The 22,384-nt window shown below is 72.2% G+C and carries 20 protein-coding genes and 1 pseudogene; 13 read left to right on the forward strand and 8 right to left on the reverse strand.

The window, feature by feature from the left end:
- Positions 1-134 precede the first annotated feature (134 nt).
- The 5 genes from ACTHK2_RS00195 to ACTHK2_RS00215 all read left to right on the forward strand — a co-directional run bounded on the left by ACTHK2_RS00195 (position 135) and on the right by ACTHK2_RS00215 (position 5,613).
- Entirely contained in the window at positions 135-1,457 is a 1,323-nt protein-coding gene (locus ACTHK2_RS00195; protein WP_440243465.1) for a TCR/Tet family MFS transporter, read from the forward strand.
- 319 nt (positions 1,458-1,776) lie between these two features.
- Positions 1,777-1,977 carry a hypothetical protein gene (locus tag ACTHK2_RS00200; RefSeq protein WP_182530685.1) on the forward strand — a complete coding sequence of 67 codons (201 nt, stop codon included), beginning with the start codon at positions 1,777-1,779 and terminating at the stop codon, positions 1,975-1,977.
- Between the two features lie 76 nt (positions 1,978-2,053).
- On the forward strand, positions 2,054-2,602 hold the full coding sequence (locus ACTHK2_RS00205) for an ECF-type sigma factor (protein ID WP_440243468.1): 549 nt from the start codon (positions 2,054-2,056) through the stop codon (positions 2,600-2,602).
- Between the two features lie 62 nt (positions 2,603-2,664).
- Positions 2,665-4,530 carry a serine/threonine-protein kinase gene (locus ACTHK2_RS00210; protein WP_440243471.1) on the forward strand — a complete coding sequence of 622 codons (1,866 nt, stop codon included), beginning with the start codon at positions 2,665-2,667 and terminating at the stop codon, positions 4,528-4,530.
- A gap of 6 nt (positions 4,531-4,536) precedes the next feature.
- The gene (locus ACTHK2_RS00215) at positions 4,537-5,613 is read left to right on the forward strand and encodes a tetratricopeptide repeat protein (protein WP_440243474.1); all 1,077 of its coding nucleotides are present in this window, start codon (positions 4,537-4,539) and stop codon (positions 5,611-5,613) included.
- A 229-nt stretch (positions 5,614-5,842) separates the two neighbouring features.
- Here the strand turns inward: ACTHK2_RS00215 and ACTHK2_RS00220 are convergent, their stop codons facing one another.
- The 3 genes from ACTHK2_RS00220 to ACTHK2_RS00230 form a co-directional block, all read right to left on the reverse strand.
- On the reverse strand, positions 5,843-6,595 hold the full coding sequence (locus ACTHK2_RS00220) for an RES family NAD+ phosphorylase (protein ID WP_440243477.1): 753 nt from the start codon (positions 6,593-6,595) through the stop codon (positions 5,843-5,845).
- A 60-nt stretch (positions 6,596-6,655) separates the two neighbouring features.
- Positions 6,656-7,039, reverse strand: coding sequence for an MbcA/ParS/Xre antitoxin family protein (locus ACTHK2_RS00225; protein WP_440243480.1), 384 nt, complete (start codon positions 7,037-7,039; stop codon positions 6,656-6,658).
- A 66-nt stretch (positions 7,040-7,105) separates the two neighbouring features.
- Positions 7,106-8,335, reverse strand: a complete 1,230-nt coding sequence (locus ACTHK2_RS00230) for a nucleoside recognition domain-containing protein (RefSeq protein WP_440243483.1) — start codon at positions 8,333-8,335, stop codon at positions 7,106-7,108.
- Positions 8,336-8,409: 74 nt separating this feature from the next.
- On the opposite strand from ACTHK2_RS00230, the gene ACTHK2_RS00235 reads away from it, so the two are divergent.
- Entirely contained in the window at positions 8,410-9,006 is a 597-nt protein-coding gene (locus tag ACTHK2_RS00235; RefSeq protein ID WP_440243486.1) for a DUF938 domain-containing protein, read from the forward strand.
- Between the two features lie 55 nt (positions 9,007-9,061).
- Positions 9,062-9,754 (forward strand): ATP-binding protein, encoded by a 693-nt coding sequence (locus tag ACTHK2_RS00240; RefSeq protein ID WP_440243489.1) that lies wholly within the window; start codon positions 9,062-9,064, stop codon positions 9,752-9,754.
- Here the strand turns inward: ACTHK2_RS00240 and ACTHK2_RS00245 are convergent.
- Positions 9,712-10,404 carry a response regulator gene (locus ACTHK2_RS00245; RefSeq protein ID WP_440243492.1) on the reverse strand — a complete coding sequence of 231 codons (693 nt, stop codon included), beginning with the start codon at positions 10,402-10,404 and terminating at the stop codon, positions 9,712-9,714. The genes ACTHK2_RS00240 and ACTHK2_RS00245 overlap by 43 nt on opposite strands.
- A complete protein-coding gene (locus tag ACTHK2_RS00250; RefSeq protein WP_440243494.1) occupies positions 10,401-12,041 on the reverse strand; it encodes an ATP-binding protein in 1,641 nt (546 codons plus the stop codon). The genes ACTHK2_RS00245 and ACTHK2_RS00250 overlap by 4 nt, the downstream gene beginning before the upstream one ends.
- Before the next feature lie 10 nt (positions 12,042-12,051).
- Here ACTHK2_RS00250 and ACTHK2_RS00255 point away from each other — a divergent pair, with 10 nt between their 5' ends.
- On the forward strand, positions 12,052-12,546 hold the full coding sequence (locus tag ACTHK2_RS00255) for a hypothetical protein (protein ID WP_440243496.1): 495 nt from the start codon (positions 12,052-12,054) through the stop codon (positions 12,544-12,546).
- Positions 12,547-12,602: 56 nt separating this feature from the next.
- Here the strand turns inward: ACTHK2_RS00255 and ACTHK2_RS00260 are convergent, their stop codons facing one another.
- Together ACTHK2_RS00260 and ACTHK2_RS00265 are read right to left on the reverse strand one after the other, a co-directional pair.
- Positions 12,603-13,127 carry a DEAD/DEAH box helicase gene (locus ACTHK2_RS00260; RefSeq protein WP_440243538.1) on the reverse strand — a complete coding sequence of 175 codons (525 nt, stop codon included), beginning with the start codon at positions 13,125-13,127 and terminating at the stop codon, positions 12,603-12,605.
- Between the two features lie 36 nt (positions 13,128-13,163).
- Positions 13,164-16,310, reverse strand: a pseudogene (locus ACTHK2_RS00265) (DEAD/DEAH box helicase); the annotation flags it as partial.
- Here ACTHK2_RS00265 and ACTHK2_RS00270 point away from each other — a divergent pair.
- The 5 genes from ACTHK2_RS00270 to ACTHK2_RS00290 are packed head-to-tail and all read left to right on the forward strand — an operon-like array spanning position 16,206 to position 21,168.
- Positions 16,206-17,120, forward strand: coding sequence for a glycosyltransferase family 2 protein (locus tag ACTHK2_RS00270; RefSeq protein WP_440243498.1), 915 nt, complete (start codon positions 16,206-16,208; stop codon positions 17,118-17,120). The pseudogene ACTHK2_RS00265 and the gene ACTHK2_RS00270 sit on opposite strands and share 105 nt — an antisense overlap.
- Before the next feature lie 13 nt (positions 17,121-17,133).
- A complete protein-coding gene (locus ACTHK2_RS00275; RefSeq protein ID WP_440243500.1) occupies positions 17,134-18,096 on the forward strand; it encodes a hypothetical protein in 963 nt (320 codons plus the stop codon).
- A 2-nt stretch (positions 18,097-18,098) separates the two neighbouring features.
- The gene (locus ACTHK2_RS00280; RefSeq protein ID WP_440243503.1) at positions 18,099-19,349 is read left to right on the forward strand and encodes a lipopolysaccharide biosynthesis protein; all 1,251 of its coding nucleotides are present in this window, start codon (positions 18,099-18,101) and stop codon (positions 19,347-19,349) included.
- Entirely contained in the window at positions 19,346-20,662 is a 1,317-nt protein-coding gene (locus tag ACTHK2_RS00285; RefSeq protein WP_440243505.1) for an O-antigen ligase family protein, read from the forward strand. The genes ACTHK2_RS00280 and ACTHK2_RS00285 overlap by 4 nt, the downstream gene beginning before the upstream one ends.
- Positions 20,659-21,168, forward strand: coding sequence for a hypothetical protein (locus ACTHK2_RS00290; RefSeq protein ID WP_440243507.1), 510 nt, complete (start codon positions 20,659-20,661; stop codon positions 21,166-21,168). Before ACTHK2_RS00285 ends, ACTHK2_RS00290 begins: the two co-directional genes overlap by 4 nt.
- A 15-nt stretch (positions 21,169-21,183) precedes the next feature.
- Here the strand turns inward: ACTHK2_RS00290 and ACTHK2_RS00295 are convergent, their stop codons facing one another.
- On the reverse strand, positions 21,184-22,368 hold the full coding sequence (locus tag ACTHK2_RS00295) for a glycosyltransferase family 4 protein (RefSeq protein ID WP_440243509.1): 1,185 nt from the start codon (positions 22,366-22,368) through the stop codon (positions 21,184-21,186).
- Positions 22,369-22,384: the final 16 nt, after the last annotated feature.

Consider the following 22,384-nt stretch of genomic DNA (forward strand, 5'->3'; position numbering starts at 1 on the left):
ACGGCAGGCGCGCGTGGCGGATGCGCCCGGGCTGTTGACCGCCTTCGCGGGCGCGAGCCGCAAGCGCATCACGCGCGGACGGAGCCGGGATCGGCTATCGTGCGCGCTTTCGCCTGCCGGCCCCCGAACCCGCCATGGAACCGATCGCTCCCGCCGCGCCACGCCGCGCCGCGCTGGTCTTCATCTTCGTGACCGTGCTGATCGACATCCTGTCGTTCGGCCTGATCATCCCGGTGCTGCCGCACCTGATCGAGAACTTCCTGCACGGCGACGTCGCCGCCGCGGCGCGCTGGTACACGGGCTTCGCGAGCGTGTTCATGGCGATGCAGTTCGTCTTCACGCCGGTGCAGGGCGCGCTGTCGGATCGCTATGGCCGGCGTCCGGTGATCCTCCTCTCGAACCTCGGCCTGGGCCTCGATTTCGCGATGATGGCGCTGGTCGACTCGCTGCCGCTGCTGTTCATCGGCCGCGTCGTTTCGGGGATCACCTCGGCGAGTTTCAGCACGGCCAACGCCTACATCGCCGACATCACGCCGCCGCAGCAGCGGGCGCAGGCGTTCGGCATGATCGGCATGGCGTTCGGCCTCGGGTTCATCGTCGCGCCGTTCATCGGCGGGCATCTCGGCGCGATCGACGTGCGCCTGCCGTTCTGGGCCGCGGTCGCGATGAGCCTCACGAACTTCTGCTACGGCTGGTTCGTGCTGCCCGAGTCGTTGCCGGCCGGGCGGCGCGCCGCGCGCTTCGACTGGAGCCATGCCAATCCGCTCGGCTCGCTCGCGCTGCTGCGCCGCTACCCGCAAGTGCTCGGCATCGCCGGCGTGCTGTTCCTCATGGCGTTCGCGCACATGGTGTATCCGACCACGTTCGTCCTCTACGCCGACTACCGCTTCGGCTGGGGACCGGACATGGCCGGCAACACGCTCGCGCTGGTCGGCCTGCTCGCGGCGATCGTGCAGGGCGTGCTGATCAAGCGCATCGTCGCCGCGCTCGGCGAGCGCCGCACGCTGCTGTTCGGCCTCGCCTGCGGCGCGGTCGGCTTTGCGCTGTACGCGCTCGCGCCGACCGGCTACTGGTTCTGGGCGATGATGCCGGTCGCCGCGTTGTGGGGCGTCGCGACACCCGCGGCGCAGGCGCTCATGACGCACGCGGTCGATCCACGCGAACAGGGCCGCCTGCAGGGTGCAGTCGCGAGCCTCGGGAGCATCGCGGGCATCTTCGGCGCGCTCGTGTTCCCGACGATCCTCGCCGCGGTCGCAGGTGCCGGCCGCCACGACGTCGTCGCGGGCGCGACGTTCTGGCTTGCCGCACTCATCGTCGGCAGCGGCGGGCTGCTCGCGTGGCGCGTCTCGGCCCGCCTGCCTGCGGTCACGAACGCCGCGCCGCCGACGACGATCGAACCTGCGATCGTTTCCGACGCCGACGAAATCATCGTGCAGCCTGCGCCGCAGCGCGACTGATCGACCCGCGACGCGGGGACTTCTTGATGTCGAGGCGCATGGTGCGCCCCCTGCGCGTCGTGGCGACGTGATTTTCCACGCGGATCGGATCATTCCCATGCCGATCCAGTCCATCAAGCCATGCGCGTCCGCCAGCGTCCGATTCGAACGCGCTGCGACGATGCCTTGCCTGCACGCAGGCACCGGCACGCCCGGTCCGCCCTTGCATGCCGAAGGATGCATTGGCGCGGATTTCAAGGGTCCCTTTCGGCACTGGCCGGCCGCCCCCATCCTGCGAGGATGCGCATGCCGGAGCGGTTCCGGCACCGTGGAGACGTCGATGCTGACCTTCGTGCTGTGGTTGCTGCTGCTGGTGTTCTGCTGGCCGCTCGCGCTGCTCGCGCTGGTGCTCTACCCGCTCGTTTGGCTGCTGTTGTTGCCGTTCCGCCTGCTCGGGCTCGCGGTCGAAGGCGTGTTCGAGCTGCTGCGCGGGATCATCCTGCTGCCTGCACGCGTGCTGCGCGGCCGCCCGGTCGCCTGAACGGCACGGCTCGGCCACCCGCACGGACCTCGGCCCCTGCGGCGCGCTACACTCGGGCGCGTCCGCGAGGGGCCCCATGACCGCATCCGACCCGAATCCGGCCGAGAGCGCCGTGCAGGCACAGCCGCTCGGCGCCTTGTTCGACGCCGTCTACGACCGGCTCAAGGCGATGGCCAGCCGGCAGCTCGCGCGCGGTTCGCGCGGTACGCTCGACACGACCGCGCTCGTGCACGAGCTGTGGCTGCGCGTGAACACCGGGCGCGAGCTCGCGTTCGAGCATCCCGCGCAGTTCTTTTCCTATGCCGCGCGCGCGATGCGCCACCTGCTCGCCGACCGCGCACGCGACCGCATGCGCCAGAAGGCCGGCGGCGACTGGGTCCGCATGAGCCTGACCGGCAGCGAAGCGCTCCATCCGCAGGTCGAAAGCGCCGAGCAGGCGCTCGCGCTGGAAGAGGCGCTGACGAAGCTGGAACAGGTCGATGCACGCGCTGCGCGCGTGGTCGAACTGCGCTGGTTCGCCGGCCTCTCGCCGGAGCAGGTCGCCGAACTGCTCGGCCTCACCCGGCGCACGATCGACCGCGACTGGCGCTACGCGCGCGCGTTCCTGCTGTCCGCGCTCGAATGATGTCCGCGCCACGCACGCAACGGCGTTATCGCTGACCGACACGGCGGTGCCTGGGGACCGCGATGACCGCCACACCCGCCAGCCCACGCGAATGGTTCGAAGCCGCGCTCGCCCTCGCGCCGGCCGAGCGCGCCGAATGGCTCGCCGAGCACTGCACCGACGAGGGCCAGCGCGCCGAGGTGCTGCGCCTGCTCGCGGCCGACGCCGAGGGCGGCGAGCGCGTGCTCGACCAGCCGTTCGACCAGTTGCTCGGTCGCGTCGGCGAAACCGCGGCGCCGCCGGCGCCGCTGCCGCACGGCACGACCGTCGGCGACTACACGCTGATCGAGCGGCTCGGCGAGGGCGGCTACTCGGTCGTCTACCGCGCCGAGCGCGAGCAAGCCGGCGTGCGCCAGGCGGTCGCGCTCAAGCTGCTGCATCGCGGCCTGCACACGCCCGAGGAACAGCGCCGCTTCCGCGACGAACGGCGCGCGCTCGCGCAACTGCGCCATCCGGGCATCGCCCGCCTCATCGAGGGCGGCGTGACGGCGGCCGGCGCGCCGTACATCGCACTCGAGCTCGTCGACGGCGCGCCGATCACCGACTACGCGCGCAGCCACCGGCTCGACCTGCATGCGCGCCTGCGCCTGTTCGTCGCGGTCTGCCGCGCGGTCGAAGCCGCGCATCGCGCGTTGATCGTGCATCGCGACCTCAAGCCGTCGAACGTGCTGGTCACCCGCGAGGGCGAGGTGAAGCTGCTCGATTTCGGCATCGCCAAGCTGCTCGATGCCGGCGACGACGCGACGCGCACGCAGCGGCAGGCGCTGACGCCCGCCTACGCGGCGCCGGAGCAGTTCGCGCTCGGCCAGATCACCACCGCCACCGACGTCTATGCGCTCGGCGTCCTGCTCGGCGAACTCGTGACCGGCCAGCGTCGTGCGCCCGGCGACGCGCACACGCCGTCCTCGCGCGTCGGCGCCGATACCGACGAGGCACTGCTGCCCGCACCCGCGCGCGTGGTGCGGCGCCAGCTTCGCGGCGACCTCGACAACATCGTATTGAAGGCGACCGCAGCCGAACCCGAGCGGCGCTATGCGTCGGCCGGTGCATTCGCCGACGATGTCGAGCGCCACTTGGCCGGGCAACCCGTGCAGGCGCACCCGCCGTCGCGCTGGTACCGCGCACGCAAGTTCGTCTCGCGCCATCGCGGCGGCGTCGCCAGCAGCGCGTTGTTCCTCGTCGCGATCCTCGCCGCGCTCGCGCTCGCGGTGTGGCAGGCGCAGCGCGCAGAGTCCGCGGCTCGGCGCGCGCAGGTCCAGGCACGCCGCGCCGAAGCGATGCAGGCCTTCCTAGGCGACGTGTTCCGTGCCAATTCGCGCAACCAGCCGGACGCCGTGAAGGCGCGCCAGACCACCGCGCGCGAGCTGCTCGATCTCGGCGCGCGGCGCATCGACGACGCGATGGCCGACGTACCCGAGGCGAAGCTCGGCGTGTTGCAGCTGTTCGCCCAGCTCTACGACGACCTGCAGCTCGCCGACGAGGCGCTGCGCGTGCGGCGCCAGGCCGTCGAGCTCGCCCGCGGCGTATACGGCCCGTCGTCGCTGCAGGTCGCCGACGAGCTCGTGCACCTCGCGAGCGCGATGCAGAGTTCGCGCGAGGATGGCGATGGGCGCAGGGCGACACTCGACGAGGCCGGCCGCATCCTCGATGCGCACGGCGACGCCGACTCGCCGACCCGGGGCGCCTGGCTGCGACGCGAGGCGGAGTACTGGTGGAACTACGATCCCCAGCGCGCGTACGACTACGCGCAACGCGCCGTGCGCCTGTTCGACGCGAAGCCGCCATCGGTCGATCTCGCCGACTCGCTGCTCAGCGCCGGCGTGCAGGCGCTGCAGCTGCACCAGCCCTCGCAGGCGGCCGCGGCGTTCGCGCGCCCCAACCACATCTAGCAGGGCGTGGCCCCGGCCGCGCCCAATGCGGTGAAGTACTACGCCGACCTCGGCGAAGCGCAGTCGCAACGACTTGAGCTCGCCGCTGCCGAGCGCAGCCTGCGTGCCGCATGGACGATGGCGAAACGCGACAGCGGCGACGAGCACATCGACGTGCTGCAGACCCAGCAGCGTCTCGGCGCCCTGCTCTGCGACATCGGCCGCACGCAGGAAGGCCTCGACCTGCTGCGTGGCGCGAAGGAGCTCGCGATCAGGTTGCGCGGTGCCGATGATCCGTTCCACACGCGCGCGGTACTGAGCGCGCTCGGTCGTTGCGAGGCGGGCGCGGGCGACCTCGACGCAGCACTCGCCGATGCGCAGGCGGCGACCTCGATCGACCGCAGCCGTCGCCCCGGCAGCCTCGACCTCGCGCAACGCGTTGAGCGCGAGGCCGCGGTACTGGTCGAACTCGGCCGCTACGCGCCCGCGCAAGCCGAACTCGACGAGGCGGCCGCGCTGCGTGTGCAGGCGAAGCAGCCGCGCGACGGCGAAGCATTCGCCGGCAACCTGCGCCTGCAGGCGGCACTCGCGCTCGCCCGCGGCGACACCGTCGGTGCGCGCGAGCGCGTCGCCGAACTGCGCGTCGAAGCGAGTGAGTCGGCGCTGTCGTTCGATCGCCTCGAGCGCCGCCTGCTCGCGGCCGAGGCTGCACTGGCGTCAGGCGACGCCGCGGCGGCATCCACTGAGTCGCTCGCGGTCGCGCAAGCGATCGCGCGCAGCGGCGAGGCCGACGCGCTCGATCCCGGGAGCGCCCGCGCTGCGCTGGACGCGGGCCGCGCTGCGGCGCTCGCGCACGACACCGCCGGCGCATCGGCGTCGCTGCGCCGCGCGATCGGGCTGCGCCGCAAGGTCATGCTGCCGACGAGCCCGCAACTCGCCGAGGCGTTGGTCGCACTCGCTTCGGTGGAACTCGACCGCGGTGACCGCGCCGCCGCACGCACGCTCGCCGGCGAGGCCACGGCGATCCACGCCGCACACCCCGAACTCGGCGAACACTACCGCCGCCCGCTGCGCGACCTCATGGCCCGCCTCGGAGCGGAATGAGCGCAAGCGCGGCGACCGGAAGGAAAAAACGGAAAAAGACTGAAACACGAAGGACACGGAGCACACGAAGGAAGAGCGAAAGGCCGCGACCGTCGAAGAAGTTTGAACCGGGAGCACATGAAGCACGCCAAGAAAGCAAAGGCCATTGACGGAAACTGCCTTCCTCCGTGTGCTCCATGTTCAATCTCCATCGCTTGCTTGTCTTCGTGTGCTCCGTGTCCTTCGTGTTTCAGTCTTTTCCGCTTTCCGAGCCCGCCGGGTTTCCGAACCCCAGATCGGCCGCCTCGAAGGCGACGCGCTCGGTGCCGAAGCTCGTCTGCGCGAGCACGCGTGCGCGCGTGACCTTGATCAGCCAGCCGTGCTGTTCGAGCGGCTCGCTCGTGCGGAACGCCTTCGGCGTGAGCACGGCGGCGCAGGCGCGGTGCTGCGGATCGCGCACCGACGCGTAACGGATCAGGGCGATGCCCGCTTCGCGCGCGCCGCGGGCGAGCGCCTGCGTCGCGACGTAGCTCGCCGGGTCCTCCCAGGCTTCGCGCTGGCGCGCGAACGGTGCGTCGGCGAGCACGAGCGCCTGGCCCGCAACCGTCGCGCGGAACACCGTGTGCGGTACCGGCGGCAGGTCCGGCGTCGCCGGCGAATCGGCGAGGAAGCGCAGGCGCCAGAACGCCACTTCCGCCAGCGCGGTGTGCACGGCTGCGGCGCCGTACCAGACGCCGGGGTCGCCGATGGCGCGGAAGCGCGAACCTGCGGGCGGCGGCGCCGGGTAGCGGAACGGTGTCGCGAGCAGGTAATGCAGGTGCGCCGCCTCGGCCGGCAGCGGCGGCTTGCCCGCCTCGAGCAGGTCTTCGAGCACGCGTTGCTCGGCCAGGGTGTCGACCAGGCGCATCGTCGATGCGCGATGCTGCGCCTCGACCACGCGCCATGGTTTCATGCTGATGCGGCGCGCCGCCTTGCGCAGCACGTCGGCAGTGGGAATGTTCACGTGGCGGTCCTCAGGTCAGGCACAGACTGCCGGCGCGCCGTCGCAGCAACCGCGACGGGGTCACAGGCGCGCGCGCGCGCTGTCGAGGTAGTGCAGCACGTGCACGAGGCCTTCGGCGTCGCGCATGCGTTCGAGCGGCCGCGCGCCGCCGAACGCCGCGTTCGCGGTGGTGAGCCAGGCGCGCGCGGCGGCGTCGTTGGAGCCGACGATCGCGTCGAGCGAGCGGAACACGCGCACCCACAGCGCGGCGAGCTGGCCCGGCTTGCTCGCCGGGTCGAGCGGCGCGCGCGCGGCGCGCGAGATCGTTGAGGGGCTCACGCCGATGATCTCGGCGAGCGTGCGCTGCGGTACGTCGAGGATCTCGGCCGCGCGCAGCGCGGCCTGGGTCAGCACGCGGCCCGGATCGGTCGCGGCGGCGGACTTGCGGGCAGCGGACGGGTTCATCGCGGCGGCACCGTGGGCGTCTCGTTCAGATGCAATTATCTGCGCACGCCTTTGCACATGCAATGATCAGCCGAAGAACCAGTAGCACACCGCGATGGCGGCGATGACGCCGGCTAGGTCGGCCAGCAGGGCGCAGCCGACCGCATGCCGCGTGCGGCGGATGCCGACCGCGCCGAAGTAGACCGCGAGCACGTAGAACGTCGTCTCCGTGCTGCCCTGCACGGTCGCGGCGAGCAGCGCCGGGAAGCTGTCGACGCCGTGCGTCTTCATCGTCTCGATCAGCATCGCGCGCGCGGCGCTGCCGGAGAACGGCTTGACCAGCGCGGTCGGCAGCGCGTCGACGAAGCGCGCGTCGAAGCCGAGCGCGTGCACGCCCCAGCGCACGCCGTCGAGGGCGAAGTCGAGCGCACCCGACGCGCGCAGCACGCCGACCGCGCAGAGCATCGCCACGAGGTACGGCAGCAGGTCGCGCGCGACCTCGAACCCCAGGCGCGCGCCGTCGACGAAGCTCTCGTACACCGGCACCTTGCGCCATGCGCCGACGACGAGGAACGCGAGCACGATCGCGAACAGGGTGAAGTTGCCGAGCAGCGACGACAGTGGCGCGAGTGCCGCCGCGGGCAGCGCGATCAGCGCGCTGACGAAGGCGCTGAGCAGCACCGCCGCCGCGAGCAGGCAGACCAGCACGAGCGGATCGCGCAGCTCGAGCTTCTGCACGAACGCGACCGCGAGGAAACCGGCGAGGGTCGATGCGCTCGTCGCGAGCAGGATCGGCACGAACACGAGGGTCGGATCGTGCGCGCCGGCCTGCGCGCGATACATGAAGATCGATACCGGCAGCAAGGTCAGCGACGACGCGTTCAACACGATGAAGAGGATCTGCGCATCGCTCGCGGTGGTCGTGCTCGGGTTGAGCGCCTGCAGTTCGCGCATCGCGCGCAGGCCGATCGGCGTCGCCGCGTTGTCGAGGCCGAGCACGTTCGCGGCGAAGTTGAGCGTGATCAGGCCGATCGCCGGATGGCCACGCGGCACGCCCGGCATGAGCCGCGCGAACAGCGGGCCGAGCAGCCGCGCGACGCGATCGACGAGGCCGGCCTGTTCGGCGATGCGCAGGAAGCCGAGCCACAACGTGAGCGTGCCGAACAGGAGGATCATCACCTCGACCGCGAGCCTGGCCATGTCGAACAGGCTGGCGACCATCGCCGCGAACACGCCGGCGTTGCCGGCGACCAGCCACTGCGCGAGCGCGGCGAGCGCGGCGACGAGGAAGAAACCGAACCAGAGCCGGTTGAGCATGCGCGCACCGTGGCCGTGACGATGCAAGCATCGCACAGCTGCCGCGGGGGCGGCGCATCGGGCACACTCGCGCCATGGACGACAAACCGTATTCGGCCGCCTGCGAGCGCAATCGCGAACCGATCCTCGGCGTACTGCGCGACGCGTTCGCGGACCGCCGCCGCGTGCTGGAGATCGGCAGCGGCACCGGCCAGCACGCCGTGCACTTCGCCGCTGCGTTGCCCGCGCTCGAATGGCAATGTTCGGATCGGGCCGGGAACCTCCCGGGCATCCGGGCATGGCTCGCCGGGGCGAACCTGCCCAATACGCCTGCGCCGCTCACGCTCGACATCGCCGCGGGCCCGTGGCCACGCGGGTCTTTCGACGCCGTGTACAGCGCGAACACCCTGCACATCATGGCGTGGAACGAGGTCGAGGCGCTGTTCGCCGCGTTGCCCGCGCTCACCACCGACGACGCGGCGCTCGCGATCTACGGCCCGTTCAATGTCGATGGTCGCCCCACGAGCGAGAGCAATGCCGCGTTCGATGCGTCGTTGCGGGCGCGCGCCGCGCACATGGGCCTGCGCGACATCGCCGCGGTCGACGCGCTCGCGCGCGGCGCCGGCTTCACGCTCACCGCCGACGTCGCGATGCCGGCGAACAACCGCATCCTGCTCTGGCGACGCGCATGAGCCGGGCGGACGATGACGACCGCGCGCGCGGATGCGCCGCATCGCGGGTGCGCGCGTGAGCCGCCCGCTGCTGGTCGCCTGGAGCGGCGGCAAGGATTCGACGCTCGCGCTCGAACGCGTGCGTGCGGATCCCGCCTGGCACGTCGCCGGGCTGCTCACGAGCGTGACCCGCGAATACGACCGCATCAGCATCCATGGCGTGCGCCGTTCGATCCTGCATGCACAGGCGGCCGCGCTCGGCGTGCCGCTGTTCGAGGCGGAGCTGCCGGCGCAGGCCGACAATGCGGCCTACGAGGCGTCGTGCGCCGCCGCGCTCGCGCAGGCGCGCGCGGCCGACCCGGCGCTCGATGCGATCGCATTCGGCGACCTGTTCCTCGCCGACGTACGCGCGTACCGCGAAGCGCTGCTCGCGCGGCTCGGCTGGCATGGCGTGTTCCCGCTGTGGGGCGAGGACACGCGGCGCCTCGCGCACGCGTTCATCGAGCGCGGCCACCGCGCGATCCTCTGCTGCGTCGACACCGATCAGCTCGACGGCGCGTTGTGCGGCCGCGACTACGACGCGTCGCTGCTCGCCGGCCTACCGCCCGGCTGCGATCCCTGCGGCGAGAACGGCGAGTTCCACACGTGCGTGCACGGCGGGCCGCTCTTCGCGCAGCCGATCGAGCTCGTGCGCGGCGAGCGCGTGCTGCGTGAACGGCGATTCGCCTACGTCGACCTCGTCGAGGCGTCTTCTGCGTCGGGCTCGTAGCGGTAACCGACTCCGTATACGGAAGCGATCGGATCGATGCCCGCGTCGGCGAGCTTGCGGCGCAAGTTCTTGATGTGGCTGTCGACGGTGCGCTCGCTGACCACTCGGTGGTCCTCGTACGCGGCATCGATGAGCTGCGCTCGCGAGTAGACGCGGCCGGGCTGCTGGCTCAGCTTGCGCAGCAGGCGCAGCTCGACCGGCGTGAGTTCGAGCCGGTGCCCGCGCACGCGCGCCTCGAAGCGATCGTCGTCGAGCTCGACCACGCCCGGTTGCGGCGTACCGCGCGCGGCCGAACGGCGTAGCACCGCGCGCACGCGCGCGACCACCTCGCGCGGGCTGAACGGCTTGCAGATGTAATCGTCGGCTCCGAGTTCGAGGCCGAGCAGGCGATCGATCTCCTCGACGCGCGCGGTGATCATGAGGATCGGCAGGTCCGACTGCGCGCGCACGCCGCGGCAGATCGAGAGCCCGTCGACGCCCGGCAGCATGAGATCGAGCAGCAGCGCATCGGCCGCCTGCGCGCGCACCCACTCGACCGCGCCCTCGCCGGTTTCGCGCACGCCGACGCGATAGCCTGCCGCGACCAGGTAGTCGCGCAGCAATGCGGCGATCTTCGGTTCATCCTCGACCACGAGCACGAGCGCGCTCATGCGCGCTCCGGCGCCGCGAGCGGCAGCTCGACCACGATGCGCAGGCCGCCGAGCGGCGAGGCTTGCGCATCGATACGGCCGCCGTGCGCCTCGACGATCGCGCGGCAGATCGCGAGACCGAGTCCGGCGCCGCCATGCGCACGCGAGCGCGCGGCATCCACGCGATAGAGCCGCTCGAACAGCTTCGGGAACGCCGCCTCCGGCACGCCCGGCGGCGTGTCGTCGACGACGAGGCGGACGACACCGTCGCGCACCGGCAGCGTGAGGCGGATGCGCCCGGGCGCCTCGGTATGGCGGCGCGCGTTGGCGAGCAGGTTGTCGACGAGCTGGGCGAGCCGGCGCGCATCGCCGCGCACGACGAGGCGATCCGCCACGGGCACGTCGAGCACGAGTCCTTCGTCGGCGCAGCCGGCCACCTGCATCGCCCCGGACTGCTGCACGAGTTCGGCGAAATCGAGCGGCTCGAAGCGGTACTCGAGCGCGCCCGCGTCGGCGAGCGCGAGCTGGTACAGGTCCTCGACCAGGCCGCCGAGGCGCTCGCACTCGGCCTGCAGCGAGTCGAATGCGGCCGGCGTCGGCGTGCGCACGCCGTCCTGCAGCGCCTGCACCTCGCCGCGCAGCACGGCGAGCGGCGTACGCAGTTCGTGCGCGATATCCGCGCCCCATTCGCGGCGCGCGTCGCGATTGCGCTCGAGCGTCTGCGCGAGATGGTTGAAATCGGCGGCGAGTTCGCCGAGTTCGTCGCCGCGCGCAGCGTCGACGCGGCGCGCGTAGTCGCCGTCGGCGAGCGCGCGCGTCGCTTGGGCGAGTGCATGCACCGGCGCGAGCAGGCGGCGCGCGAGGGCGAACGCGAGCGGCAGCGCGAGCGCGAGGATCGCCACGCCCGCGACGATGGCGTCGCGCGCCTGCGCGCGTGCGAACGCGGTGTCGATCGCGCCGCCGAGTTCGGGCTGGCGCGCGAGCCGCAGGCGGCCGACTTCGCGACCGCCCGCCATGACCGCGAGCGAGGGTGCGTCGGCGGGCACGCGCGGATTGCCCGCGACACGTTCACCGCGCGCGTCGACGAGCAGCAGGCGCGGCACGAGATCGGGCGGCCCGCGCGGCGGCCGCCGCGGTTCGCGTACGCCGTCGTCCGGCGGCGGCGCTCCGTCCCCGGGCCGGGCGTCCCGCGGGATGCCTGTCCCGCCTGGCCCGCGCCGTGCGCGGTCGTCTTCTTCGGCGGGGCGCACGCGTGCACGCCAGCGCTCGGGCACGACGAATTCACCGATGCGCCGCGGCGCATCGCGCAGGAAGCGCCAGTCGCCGTGCTCGACGTACGCGGCGGCGAGCCGCTCCGCCGCAGGCGCGAGCCGCTGCAGCGCGACCTCGTCGACGTAGTCGAGGAACGCACCGCGGAACGCATGCTGCTGCCACGCGAGGAAGCCGAGCAGCACCGCGCCGCTGAGCACCACGAAGGCAATGAACAGGCGCTGCCACAGGCGCAGGCGCAGCATCGGACGCAAACCGGACATGGCACCACGATAGCGCCGGCGTCGGGCACCGCAAGGAGCGCCGTCAAGAATCCTCGATTTCTCCACGATGGCTGCATCGGCGCTGCGCAATCCCCTGCGATCGTCCGGTGTCATATCCACCGACATGGAGCTGCCGATGACGACCCGGACCCTCGCTGCCCTCCTGGCCACGATGCTCGCCGCGAGCGCAGGGGCGCAGCCCCTGCCGCCCGCAGGCGACCCACCCCTGCGCGGTCGCGGCGAGCTGCCCTCGGCCGAGGCGCTCGCCACCTTGCCCGGCCTCGATGCCGCGCGGCAGGCACAGCTGCGCAAGATCCTGCGCGAACGCCGCGACGCGCTCGACGCGCTGCGCGAGAAATCCCGCGCCGCGCTCGCGGCACAACGCAAGCACGACCGCGACGAAGCCGAGGCCATCGAAGATCGCAGCAGCGAGCGCATCCGCGCGTTGCTCGGCGACGACGCTTACCGCCAGTACGCGCAATGGTCGCTCGAACGCGGGCTGCCCGGTCCGCATCCCGCCTTCGGGCATCCGATGCGCGGCGGACGGCCCGCACCGGTGCAGCCAGGCGATCACGATGATGGATTGCGCACCGGCGGCGCAGGCACGCCGCGCGGGCCGTCGGGTTCGTGACGATTCGGGCGCCGCGGATCCGCGGCGCCCGGCCCGGCGCACGAGCGCGCCGCGCGCTACAGTGGCGCGAACAACTCGGCGACGTCGGCCTCGTCGAAGCGCAACGCCTGCGTGCTGCCGCCTTCGAGCACCGCGCGCGCGAGTTCGGCCTTGCGTTGCTGCAGGCCCTGGATCTTTTCTTCGACCGTGCCGGCGCAGATGAGCTTGTAGACGAACACCGGCTTGTCCTGGCCGATGCGATGTGCGCGATCGGTCGCCTGCGCTTCGACCGCGGGGTTCCACCACGGGTCGTAGTGGATCACCGTATCCGCCGCGGTGAGGTTGAGCCCGACGCCGCCGGCCTTGAGGCTGATCAGGAAGACGGGTACCTCGCCGGCCTGGAAGCGTTCGACCAGGGCCGCGCGCTGCGTGCCCGGCGTGTCGCCGGTGAGGCTCTGGTAGGCGAGGCGGCGTTCGTCGAGCGCCTGCGCGACCAGCGCGAGCATCTCGGCGAACTGGCTGAACACGAGCACGCGTCGGCCTTCTTCGGCGAGGCTGCCGAGCAGGTCGAGCAGATAGTCGAGCTTGGCCGAATCCTGCACGCCGCGCGCGCCCTCGAGCTTGACCAGGCGCGGATCGCAGCAGGCCTGGCGCAGCTTGAGCAACGCATCGAGCACGACGATGCCGCTCTGCGCGAGACCGCGCCGGCGCACCTCGTCGATGACGCGCTCGTGCTGGGTCAGGCGCAGCGTTTCGTACAGTTCGCGCTGACCGCCCTCGAGTTCGATGCGCCGGACGATCTCGGTCTTCGGCGGCAGTTCCGACAGCACGTCTTCCTTGCGCCGGCGCAGCAGCAGCGGTGCGATGCGCCGGTTGAGCCGCTCGCGCCGCTAGACGTCGCAGGGCTTCTCGATCGGCGTGCGGAAGTACCGCGTGAAGTGCTTCTCGTCGCCGAGCAGGCCCGGCTCGACCGCATCGAACTCCGCCCACAGCTCGCCGAGGTGGTTTTCCAGCGGCGTACCGGTCATCGCGATGCGCTGGCGCGCGTCGAGCTCGCGCACGAGCTTCGCGGCCTGGCTCTTCGCGTTCTTGATCGCCTGCGCCTCGTCGAGCACGAGCACCGAGTACGCGTGCGCGACGAGCGCGTCGCGATCACGCAGCAGCAGCGGGTAGGTCGTGATCACGAGGTCGTGGTGCGGGATCTCCTCGTGCAGACCGTGGCGTTCCGGGCCGTGCACGACGAGGACGTCGAGGTCGGGCGCGAAGCGCGCGGCCTCGTCGGCCCAGTTCGCGACGAGGCTGGTCGGCGCGAGCACGAGTGCGGGCCGGTCGAGCCGGCCGCGGCGCTTCTCCGCGAGCAGATGGGCGAGCACCTGCACGGTCTTGCCCAGGCCCATGTCGTCGGCCAGGATGCCGCCGAGCCCGGCTTCGGCGAGGAAGCCGAGCCAGGCGAGGCCGTCGCGCTGGTAGCCGCGCAAGGTCGCGCGGAAGCCGTCCGGTTCGCGCGCGGGTTCGCGGGGCGTGCGCAGGCTTTCGAGCTGCGCGCGCAGGCGCTCGCCGCCGCGCCACGGCCGCTCGAGTCCGCTCGCGACCTTCTCCAGCACGTCGGCCTGCGCGCGGCGCAGGCGCAGCGCACCGTCCTCCTCGCGCAGCGGCACCTGCAGCCATTCGAGCAGCGGCGCGATCAGCGCGCGCAGTTTCGCCAGCGGCAGCGGCACGCGTCGGCGCGCGTCGAGTGGCACCAGCCACATCGCATCCTCGGGCTCGCCCTTGCGCGCGACCAGCGGGAACGCGGGGTCGGTGAGCAGGCGATGGAGCACCGGCAGGAGATCGATGCGTTCGCCGCCGACGTCGATGCCCAGGCGCAGGTCGAACCAGGGATTGCCGGTCTGCTCGTCGACCTCGGCGTACCAGTCGCTCGGCTCGTCGAGCAATGCGAACGGGAAGCCCTCGTCGGATTCGAGCCGGAAACCGAGATCACGCAGGCGTGGCGCTAGCGCGAACAACTGGTCGGCGCCGCCGACCTGGCCGCGGCCGTGCTCGATCACGAAATCGTTGTCGGTGATCGCGTCGGCCGGAATCCCGGGCAGGCGGCCGAGCGTTTCGGCCGGCACGAGGCCCGCCTCCTCGAGGCGATCGCTCGCCGCAACCTCGCTCGCGCGGTCGCGCGCGATCTCGATCACGCGGTCGCCGACGCGGCGGCGATCGCGCGCGGGGGCGGGAAACATCGGCAGGCGCACGCCACCGTAGTCGTAGCCGAGGCGCGCGAAGCCGGCCTGGTAACGCGCGCCCGCGGCGGTGACCGCGGACACCGCACGCAAGGTGAGCACCGGCACCGGCGCGGCGGAACGGCGTTCGACCGCGGTCTCCAGAGGCGGCGGCAGTGCGGCGAGCAACGGGGTGTCGCGCCAGCGTTCCATCAGCAGCGGCACCTGCTCGGGCAGCAGCGGCGGCGCGCGCAGCACCGCTTCGGCAAGGCGCGTGTTGCCGTCGATGCGGCCGAGTTCGCGCGCGGCCGGATCGAAGTACCAGAGCCCGCCGACGCGCAGCAGGCGCGCCTTCTGCGAGGCGCCGTCGACGCTGAGCGCGAGCTTCTGCGTGCCGTCGTCGCGCGCCTCCCAGCCGATGCGCAACGCGCGCAAGGGCCCGTGCGCGAGGCGCCCGGCGGAGGCCTTCTCGAAGAAGCACGGCAACGCGCCGAGCAGTGTTTCCAGCAGCGGTTCGTCGCCGCTGCTGGACAGCTGGAACCAGCCACCGCTGCCGCCGAACGCGGGCGCGCGCATGCGCAGACCCGCGACGAGCTGGAAGGTGTCCGCGTCGAGGCCACTCCACGGTGCGGGGTCGGCCCACGACGGCTGCAGCGGTTGCGGCGTCGCGTAGCCGCCCTTCTTGCCGGGCTTCACGCGCACCACCTGTGCCTGCAGCGACGGCAGCGGATGGGCGTTGTCGGCGCGCAGCATGATCGCGCAGACCGAACCTTCCGAGTCGTTCGCTCGCACCAGCCGCGTGTCGCCGCTCGGCGCGCGCAAGCCGTCCAGCCAGGACTTCCATGCGCCGAGCTGCGGCGTCGGCGGCTCGAGTTCGGTGCGCGGCTGGCCGGTCGGCTTGCCCTTGAGTTCGTACAGCACGGTCGCGGCGACGTGCTTGCATTCGAACTCGAGCGGGCAGGTGCAATAGCTGTCGAGCCGCGCGTTGTGTCCGTCCCACTTGAGGCGCACGCCGGCCGCGTACGGATCGCGCGCGGTGCCCTCGACCATGCCGACGAGCGCGCCCTCGCCGTCGCCCGCTTCGTAATGCGCACCGAGCACGTAGCCGCGCCGCAGGTAGTCCGCGCCCTTCTCGATCGTGTGAGGATCGAACAGCGTGGTCCAGTGTCGGGCGAGCAGATCGCGGAATGTGGTCTCGTCCATGCGGATGACCGGAGCAGTCCAACCTTGCATGGTGCACGCATCGATGCACCGGCGTCCAGCGGAAGGCGAAGGGCACGACGTCCGCACATGCCTCGCGGCGGCTCGCCGAGTCGCATCCGCTAGACTCGGCGCATCGAGTCGCCGAGCCACGGGAGAGCCGGTGCGCGCGCAACGGGTTGGCGGGATCTTGCAGGACCGGGCTGCAGCGGTGGCCGCCCGCCGCGGAGCGGCCGGCGTCGCCAAGGCATCCGCCACGCGATGAACCCTGCCGTGGAGACATCGCTCGTCGTCGTCTCGATCGTCAACTGGAACACGCCGGCGCGCACGCTCGAATGCCTCGCGGCGGTCGGTCGGCTCGACTATCCGAACCTGCATGCGATCGTCGTCGACAATGCGTCGCGCGACGACAGCGTCGCGCGCCTGCGCGCGGCCGGCTCCGATGTGATCGTCGCCACGGACAATGGCGGATTCGCCGCGGGCCATGCGCTCGCCTGGCGCGAGGCGGAGCGGCGCGGCGCCGACGCGATCTGGCTGCTCAACAGCGACGCGCTCGTCGAGCCGGATGCGCTGGCAGCGCTGATGGCGGCACGGCATGCGCATGGCGACGCGATCTACGGCGGCCTGCCGCTGCGTCGCGGGGCGGACGCGGCGACGATCGATTTCCCCGAGAAGTTCCTCGATCCCGCGGCGAAGCCCCGCCCCTGGCGCCGCGATCGCGCACTGCCGTTCGACGCCGGCTGGCGCGGGCGGGCGCCGTTTCGCGTCGGCGCGGTCTCGGGCGTCTCGATGCTGCTGCCGCTCGCACTGATCGCCCGCCATGGCTGGCTCGACGCCTCGTGGTTCATGTACTGCGAGGAGATCGACTATTGCCTTCGCCTGCGCGAAGCCGGCGTCGCGTGCTGGCTCGTGCCGGGCGCACGCGCCTGGCACGCGCGGCGCGGCAGCCAGCACGGACGCCCCGGTGTCGCCGATGTCATGCGCTACTATGGCGCGCGCAACGAGATCCGCCTCGCGCGGCGACACGCGGGCGCCACGGTGGCCGCGATAATCGCGACGAAGAAGTTCGCGCGCGCGCTCGCGACCCTGCCACGCGCGCCGCGCAGCGCGCGCTGGCTGCTGCGCGGCGGCATCGACGGCATCCGCGATCGCGGCGGACGAATCTACGCACCGGACGATGTCCTCTGAACCCATGCGCCGAGTGCTGCGAAAACTCCGCTCGCTGCTGCCCCGCCCGCACTGTCGCGTCGAGCGGCATGGCCGCTGCCGCTTCGCGCTGGATCCGAACTATCCGCTGCACGTGCGCGAGTACTACCACCATTGCGTGGGCCTGTTCGTCGATGCCTTCGTGCGCGCGGATGCCGCCGTCGACGTCGTGTTCGGTCCGCAGCCATCGCCGTTCGGGCCGCAGCGGCCGCCGTTGCGCATCGACCTGCAGCCCGAGCACACGCTGGTGCGGCCGGGTGGACGCGACAGCGCGGGCGCGCCATCCGGCACCGTGCCGCTCGCGGACGGCAGCGGCCACTATCTCGTGCGCCTCGCCGATGAAGCCTACCTGCGCACGCTCGACACGATCATCGAGTACAGCCGTCCGAACCTCGTCAACGTGCGTGAATCGGGCCGCTTCGACGATCTCGCCGCGCGCACCACGCTGGTCGAACCGCTGCTGTATCCGCCGCGCTTCGACGCGGGCGGGCGCGACATCGCCGCACTCTCGCTGATGTACGACGACCGCCAGCCGCGTCGCCGTCGCTTCCTCGACGACGTGCGTCGCGCATCGTTGCCGCTGCGCAACGTGCGCGGCGTGTTCGACGCGGTGGCGCTGCGCCGCCTGTACGACCGCACCCGCGTGCTCGTCAACGTGCACCAGACCGACGACCACCATACGTTCGAGGAGTTGCGCGTGCTGCCGGCGCTGTTGCGCGGCGTCGTCGTGGTCAGCGAGGACGTGCCGCTGCGCGAACGCATTCCCTACCATCGCGCGATCGTCTGGTGCCCGTACGAGGCCCTCGTCGACACCGTGCGCGACGTGCTCGCGCGCGTCGAAGAACATCGCGCGCGCGCGTTCGACGATGCATTGGCGGCGACATTCGCGGCGATGACGCGCGAGGATCGGGAGGGCGTCGAAGGCGCGGTGCGGCGCATGCTCGCCGCGCGCGGCTGACCATGCGGCGCCTGCTCGAACCCCTCGCGGCGAACTACGGCTATGCCGCGTTCTCCGCGTTCGTCACCTTGCTGCTCGTTCCGCTGTACGTGCGCCTGCTCGGCGGCGCGTGGGGCCAACTCGCGCTCTGCCTCACGCTGCAGGGGTTCCTGTTGCTCGCCGACGGCACGCTGTCGCCGCTCGCATTGCGCGATGCGGCACGTACGCCAAGCGCCAATGCCTGGGCGCAGTATCGGCGCCTGCTGCGCCGCTATGTGATCGTCGCGCTCGCATGCATGCTGGTGGGCGAGCTGCTGCTCGGCCACGCCTGGGCAGGCGTCGATGCCGGGCTCCGCCTCGCGCTGCACATCGCGCTGCTGCAGTTCGGCTGGCAGTTCGCCAATGGCGCCGCGATCGCGTTCCTCATCGGTCGCGGGCGCGCACGCGAGGCGAACCGCCGCCTGGTCGCGTTCGCGCTCGCCAAGCATGCACTCGCACTCGCCCTGCTCGCGCGCGCGCCCACCGCGGCGACGTACCTCGGCGCGTTCGCCGCGATCGGCGCGGTCGAATTCTTCGCCAACTACGTCAGCCTGCGGCGCGAGCACGGCGCAGCGACCGGCGCCGCCGCACCGGCCGCCGAATCCGGCGCGCGCACCGCCCTGTTCGTCGGCGCGAGCGCGCTCGGCCTCGTCGCCGGGCAGCTCGATCGCGTGGTGCTCGCCCTCACGCAGCCCGCGCAGCGCTACGGCGTCTACTACCTCGCGGGCAGCGTGCTGCTGTCGCTGCTGAGCCTGCAGGTGCCGGCGACACGTACGTTTCTGCCGCTGATAGCGGCCGGCGGGCGGCCGCGCGCGGCGGCAGATTCGATGCTCGGCGTGCTCGCGACGACGATCGTCGCGCCCGCCGTGCTCATCGCGCTGTTCCCGTACGACGTGCTCGCGCTCTGGTTGCGCGATGCCGCGATCGCGTCCGAAGGGGCACCGGTGTTGCGCCTGCTGATGCTCGCCGCGATCATGAATGCACTGTATGCGCCGGCCGGACTGCTGCTCGTGCACGCGCACCGTTACGCGACACTCGCGCTCGTCAATGCGTCGATGCTCGCCGCGCAGGCGGCCGTGCTGTATCTGCTGGTGCCGCATGCCGGTATCCTCTCCGGAGCGATCGCATGGGTCGTCGGCGGCGCGATCCAGTTCCTCGTCGCGATCGCCGTGTGGCGAGGCGGGATCGCCCCCGATGACGAGACGGCCATGCGCCACGACGGGGAAACCCATTGAAGCCATCCGCAAAGTCCGCCGCGCAGCAACATGTATTGCCGCCGCCCCTGCCGCGCGCGCACGGCGTCGTCGTGTGGGCGAGCGCCGCGGCGATCGCCGGCGCGGCCTGGCTCGTCGACCCGTTCGCCGAAGCGGCGTTCGACGCCCCCAAGCGCGGTGCGGTGCTCGCCGGCGCCGCCGTCGCGGCGCTCGCACTCGCCCGGAACGCAGGCATGCCGGACTGGCGTCGCTGGTCGCGCAGCGCATGGATCGTCGCCGCCTCGCTCGCGCTGCTCGCACTGTGGCTGCTGGTCGCGACGCTCGCATCGCCGCATCCGGATCTCGCCTGGCCCGCGCTCCGGCGCACGTGCCTGTTCCTGCTGCTGATCCCGATCGGCGCATCGCGCGCGTTCGATGGCCGTGGTGGCCGCCTGGTGTTCGGCATCTTCGCGCTCGCCACCGCGACGAACGCGCTCATCTCGCTGTTGCAGTTTGCCGGCCTCCCGCTCCCGTTCGAAGTCACGCAGATCGGCGGCCGCTTCAAGACCGGCGCCCTGCTCGGCAACGAAGGCTACGTCGCGCTCGCGTGCGCGATGCTCGGCGCGGCTGGCGTCGCGATCGCGGTCGGCAGCGGCCGGCGGTCCGCGCGCGTGCTCGGCGCCCTGCTGCTCGTCGTCGCGATCGCCGCGATCGCGGCCAACCGCCAGGCGACGAGTGCCGCCGCGCTGCTCGCGGCGTCGGTCGTGGTCGTCGCCGTGCGGTGGCGCGCGCGACGCGTCGCGACCGCCGTGTTCGCCCTGCTCGCGCTCGTCGCGACCAGCGCGGCAGTGCCGCCGCTGCGCGCGCTGACGTGGGCGCAGGCCCCGCTCGGCGTGGAGGGCTATCAGCAGCTGACGACGTACCGGCTCGGTGCCTGGGCCGCCGCACTCGACATGGCGGCGACGCGGCCGTGGACCGGCTACGGGCCCGGCTCGTTCGGCGCCGAGCAGCAGGCGCCTCGCGTCGCGGTCGAGATCGCGACGCGCGCGCGCTTCGTGCACCCGCTCGGCGCGACGTTCGTGTATGCGCACGAGGACTACCTGCAGCTCGCGGCCGAGGCGGGGTGGCCGGCGCTGCTGCTCGCGCTCACCGGGCTCGTCGCGACCTTGCATGGCCTCGTCCGGCTCGCGCCCGCGCCCGGCGATACGGAGCGCGGCGTGCTGCTCGGCGTGCTGACGACCGGCGCGGTCGCGGCGCTGGCATGGTTTCCGATGCAGATTCCGCTGACCGCGGCGGTGCTGCTGCTCGCGGCCGGACGCGCCTGGCGCCTGATCGCCACCCGGGAGGCGCCATGAAGGGCGCGTTCTTCGCGGTCGCCTCATGCGTGCTCGCCGCGGCACTGTGGCCGGAAGCCGCGCGCTATCGGGCCGAATGGCAGCTCGCCGATGCCGATGCGCGGCTCGGCGCCGCCTTGCGCGGTGCGGGCTCCGCCGCTGCGGTCGAAGTCGCGCTCGGCGAGGCACGGGTCGCGATGGACGCATTGCCCGGCGATCCGCGCGCGCCGCTTTCCGCATCGATCGCGTTGCTGCTGCTCAAGCGTGGCGCCGAAGCGAAGGCGATCCTCGAGCCCGCGATCGCCGCGGGCGAACGGCCCGAACTCACGCTCAACCTCGGCCGCGCACGCGGCACGCTCGGCGACGAAGCCGGTGCAGAGGCCGCGTTCCTGCGCACCGCGTGGGCGAGCCCTGCGTCGATCGCGACCTTGCCGGCCTCGCTGCGTGCGAGCCTGCAAGAACGCGTGGATCAACTCGAGCATGCATTGCGCGACGGCCGCCTCGAGCGCGTTCCGCCGCTCGACTGACGCATCGATGCGCCGTCAGCGCGTGCGTGCACCGATGGCGTCGCGCCAGACGCGCTCGAGCGCCTGCGCCGAAGCACGCCACGAGTAGCGGCGCTCGACGAACTCCGCGCCGTTGCGTGCGAGCGTCGCCGCAAGATCGCGGTCGCCGAGCACGCGCAGCACCGCATCGGCGAACGCGTGCGGCTCGTCGGCGACGAGCAGGTCGCGAGCCGGCACGGCCTCGATCGCCGCCGCGGCGTCGGTGGTCGCGACGACCGGCGTACCGCTCGCCATCGCCTCGAGGATCTTCAACTGCTGGCCGCTGCCCGCGCGCATCGGCGCGATCGCGACCGCGGCCCTGGCAAGATGCGGATGCACGCGTTCGACCGGGCCGATCACGCGCACGCCTTCGACGTGCGCGGCGAGGCGCAGCAGCCGCTTCGCCGGGCGCGCGCCGATGAGGCGCAGCTCCGCGGCCGGCATCGCGACGCGGATGCGCGGCATCTGCGTCGCGAACCAGCTCGCCGCGTCGACGTTCGGGAAGTAACCGAGGTTGCCGACGAACGCGATCGCCGCCGCGTCGCGCGGCGTGTCGGAGAACGGGAACTCGGCGGGGTCGACGCCGTTGTGCACGAGGTGCACGTTCGGTGGATCGCCGAGCGCCGCGCGATCGCGCGCGGAACTCACCGCGCCGGCGCTGACGCGGCCGCACAGCTCGCGCTCGTAGCGCGCGAGGCGATGTGCCTCGAGTCGCGCGGCCAGCCCCATCGGTCCACGATCGTAGCGCGCGCGTCGCGCCATGTTGAGCGACAACGCATCGACGAAGTCGACCACGCAGGGCAACGCGGACGAGGGCGGTGCGAACGCGCCCAGGCGCGCGAGCTGCAGGTGGACGAGGTCGAAGCTCGCCTGCGCGCAGGCATCGTGCAGCGCCTGGCGCAGGCGTGGCGACGCGTACAAGGCCGCCTGCAGCGGCGTCGACGTCGGCAGCGCGAGCGCCGCGCGCACGAGCATGCCCGCACGATCGCGTGGCACGAGGATGACGCGCTCGCACAGGCCGAACAGCTCGCGCCGCAGCGCGGGATCGCCGCCGCGGTCGTCGAACGTGAGCAGGGTGATCGCGTGCGAGGGCGCGAGCAGGCGCAGTTGTTCGTAGGCGCGGCGGCGGTCGCCACTGCGCAGGTCACCGGGGAACCGCGTGGTCAGGAACAGGACGCGCACGATCGGCTGTTCATGA

Source organism: Dokdonella sp. (assembly GCF_051958935.1).
In the GTDB taxonomy this organism is placed as follows: Bacteria; Pseudomonadota; Gammaproteobacteria; order Xanthomonadales; family Rhodanobacteraceae; genus Dokdonella_A.

Bases quoted from the DNA above. Each gene is read 5' to 3' on its own strand.
- ACTHK2_RS00290 (WP_440243507.1), top strand. From the start codon at position 20,659: ATGAAGGGCGCGTTCTTCGCGGTCGCCTCATGCGTGCTCGCCGCGGCA.
- ACTHK2_RS00230 (WP_440243483.1), bottom strand. From the start codon at position 8,335: ATGCTCAACCGGCTCTGGTTCGGTTTCTTCCTCGTCGCCGCGCTCGCC.
- ACTHK2_RS00195 (WP_440243465.1), top strand. From the start codon at position 135: ATGGAACCGATCGCTCCCGCCGCGCCACGCCGCGCCGCGCTGGTCTTC.
- ACTHK2_RS00210 (WP_440243471.1), top strand. From the start codon at position 2,665: ATGACCGCCACACCCGCCAGCCCACGCGAATGGTTCGAAGCCGCGCTC.
- ACTHK2_RS00235 (WP_440243486.1), top strand. From the start codon at position 8,410: ATGGACGACAAACCGTATTCGGCCGCCTGCGAGCGCAATCGCGAACCG.
- ACTHK2_RS00250 (WP_440243494.1), bottom strand. From the start codon at position 12,041: ATGTCGGTGGATATGACACCGGACGATCGCAGGGGATTGCGCAGCGCC.
- ACTHK2_RS00205 (WP_440243468.1), top strand. From the start codon at position 2,054: ATGACCGCATCCGACCCGAATCCGGCCGAGAGCGCCGTGCAGGCACAG.
- ACTHK2_RS00280 (WP_440243503.1), top strand. From the start codon at position 18,099: ATGCGGCGCCTGCTCGAACCCCTCGCGGCGAACTACGGCTATGCCGCG.
- ACTHK2_RS00255 (WP_440243496.1), top strand. From the start codon at position 12,052: ATGACGACCCGGACCCTCGCTGCCCTCCTGGCCACGATGCTCGCCGCG.
- ACTHK2_RS00200 (WP_182530685.1), top strand. From the start codon at position 1,777: ATGCTGACCTTCGTGCTGTGGTTGCTGCTGCTGGTGTTCTGCTGGCCG.
- ACTHK2_RS00245 (WP_440243492.1), bottom strand. From the start codon at position 10,404: ATGAGCGCGCTCGTGCTCGTGGTCGAGGATGAACCGAAGATCGCCGCA.
- ACTHK2_RS00225 (WP_440243480.1), bottom strand. From the start codon at position 7,039: ATGAACCCGTCCGCTGCCCGCAAGTCCGCCGCCGCGACCGATCCGGGC.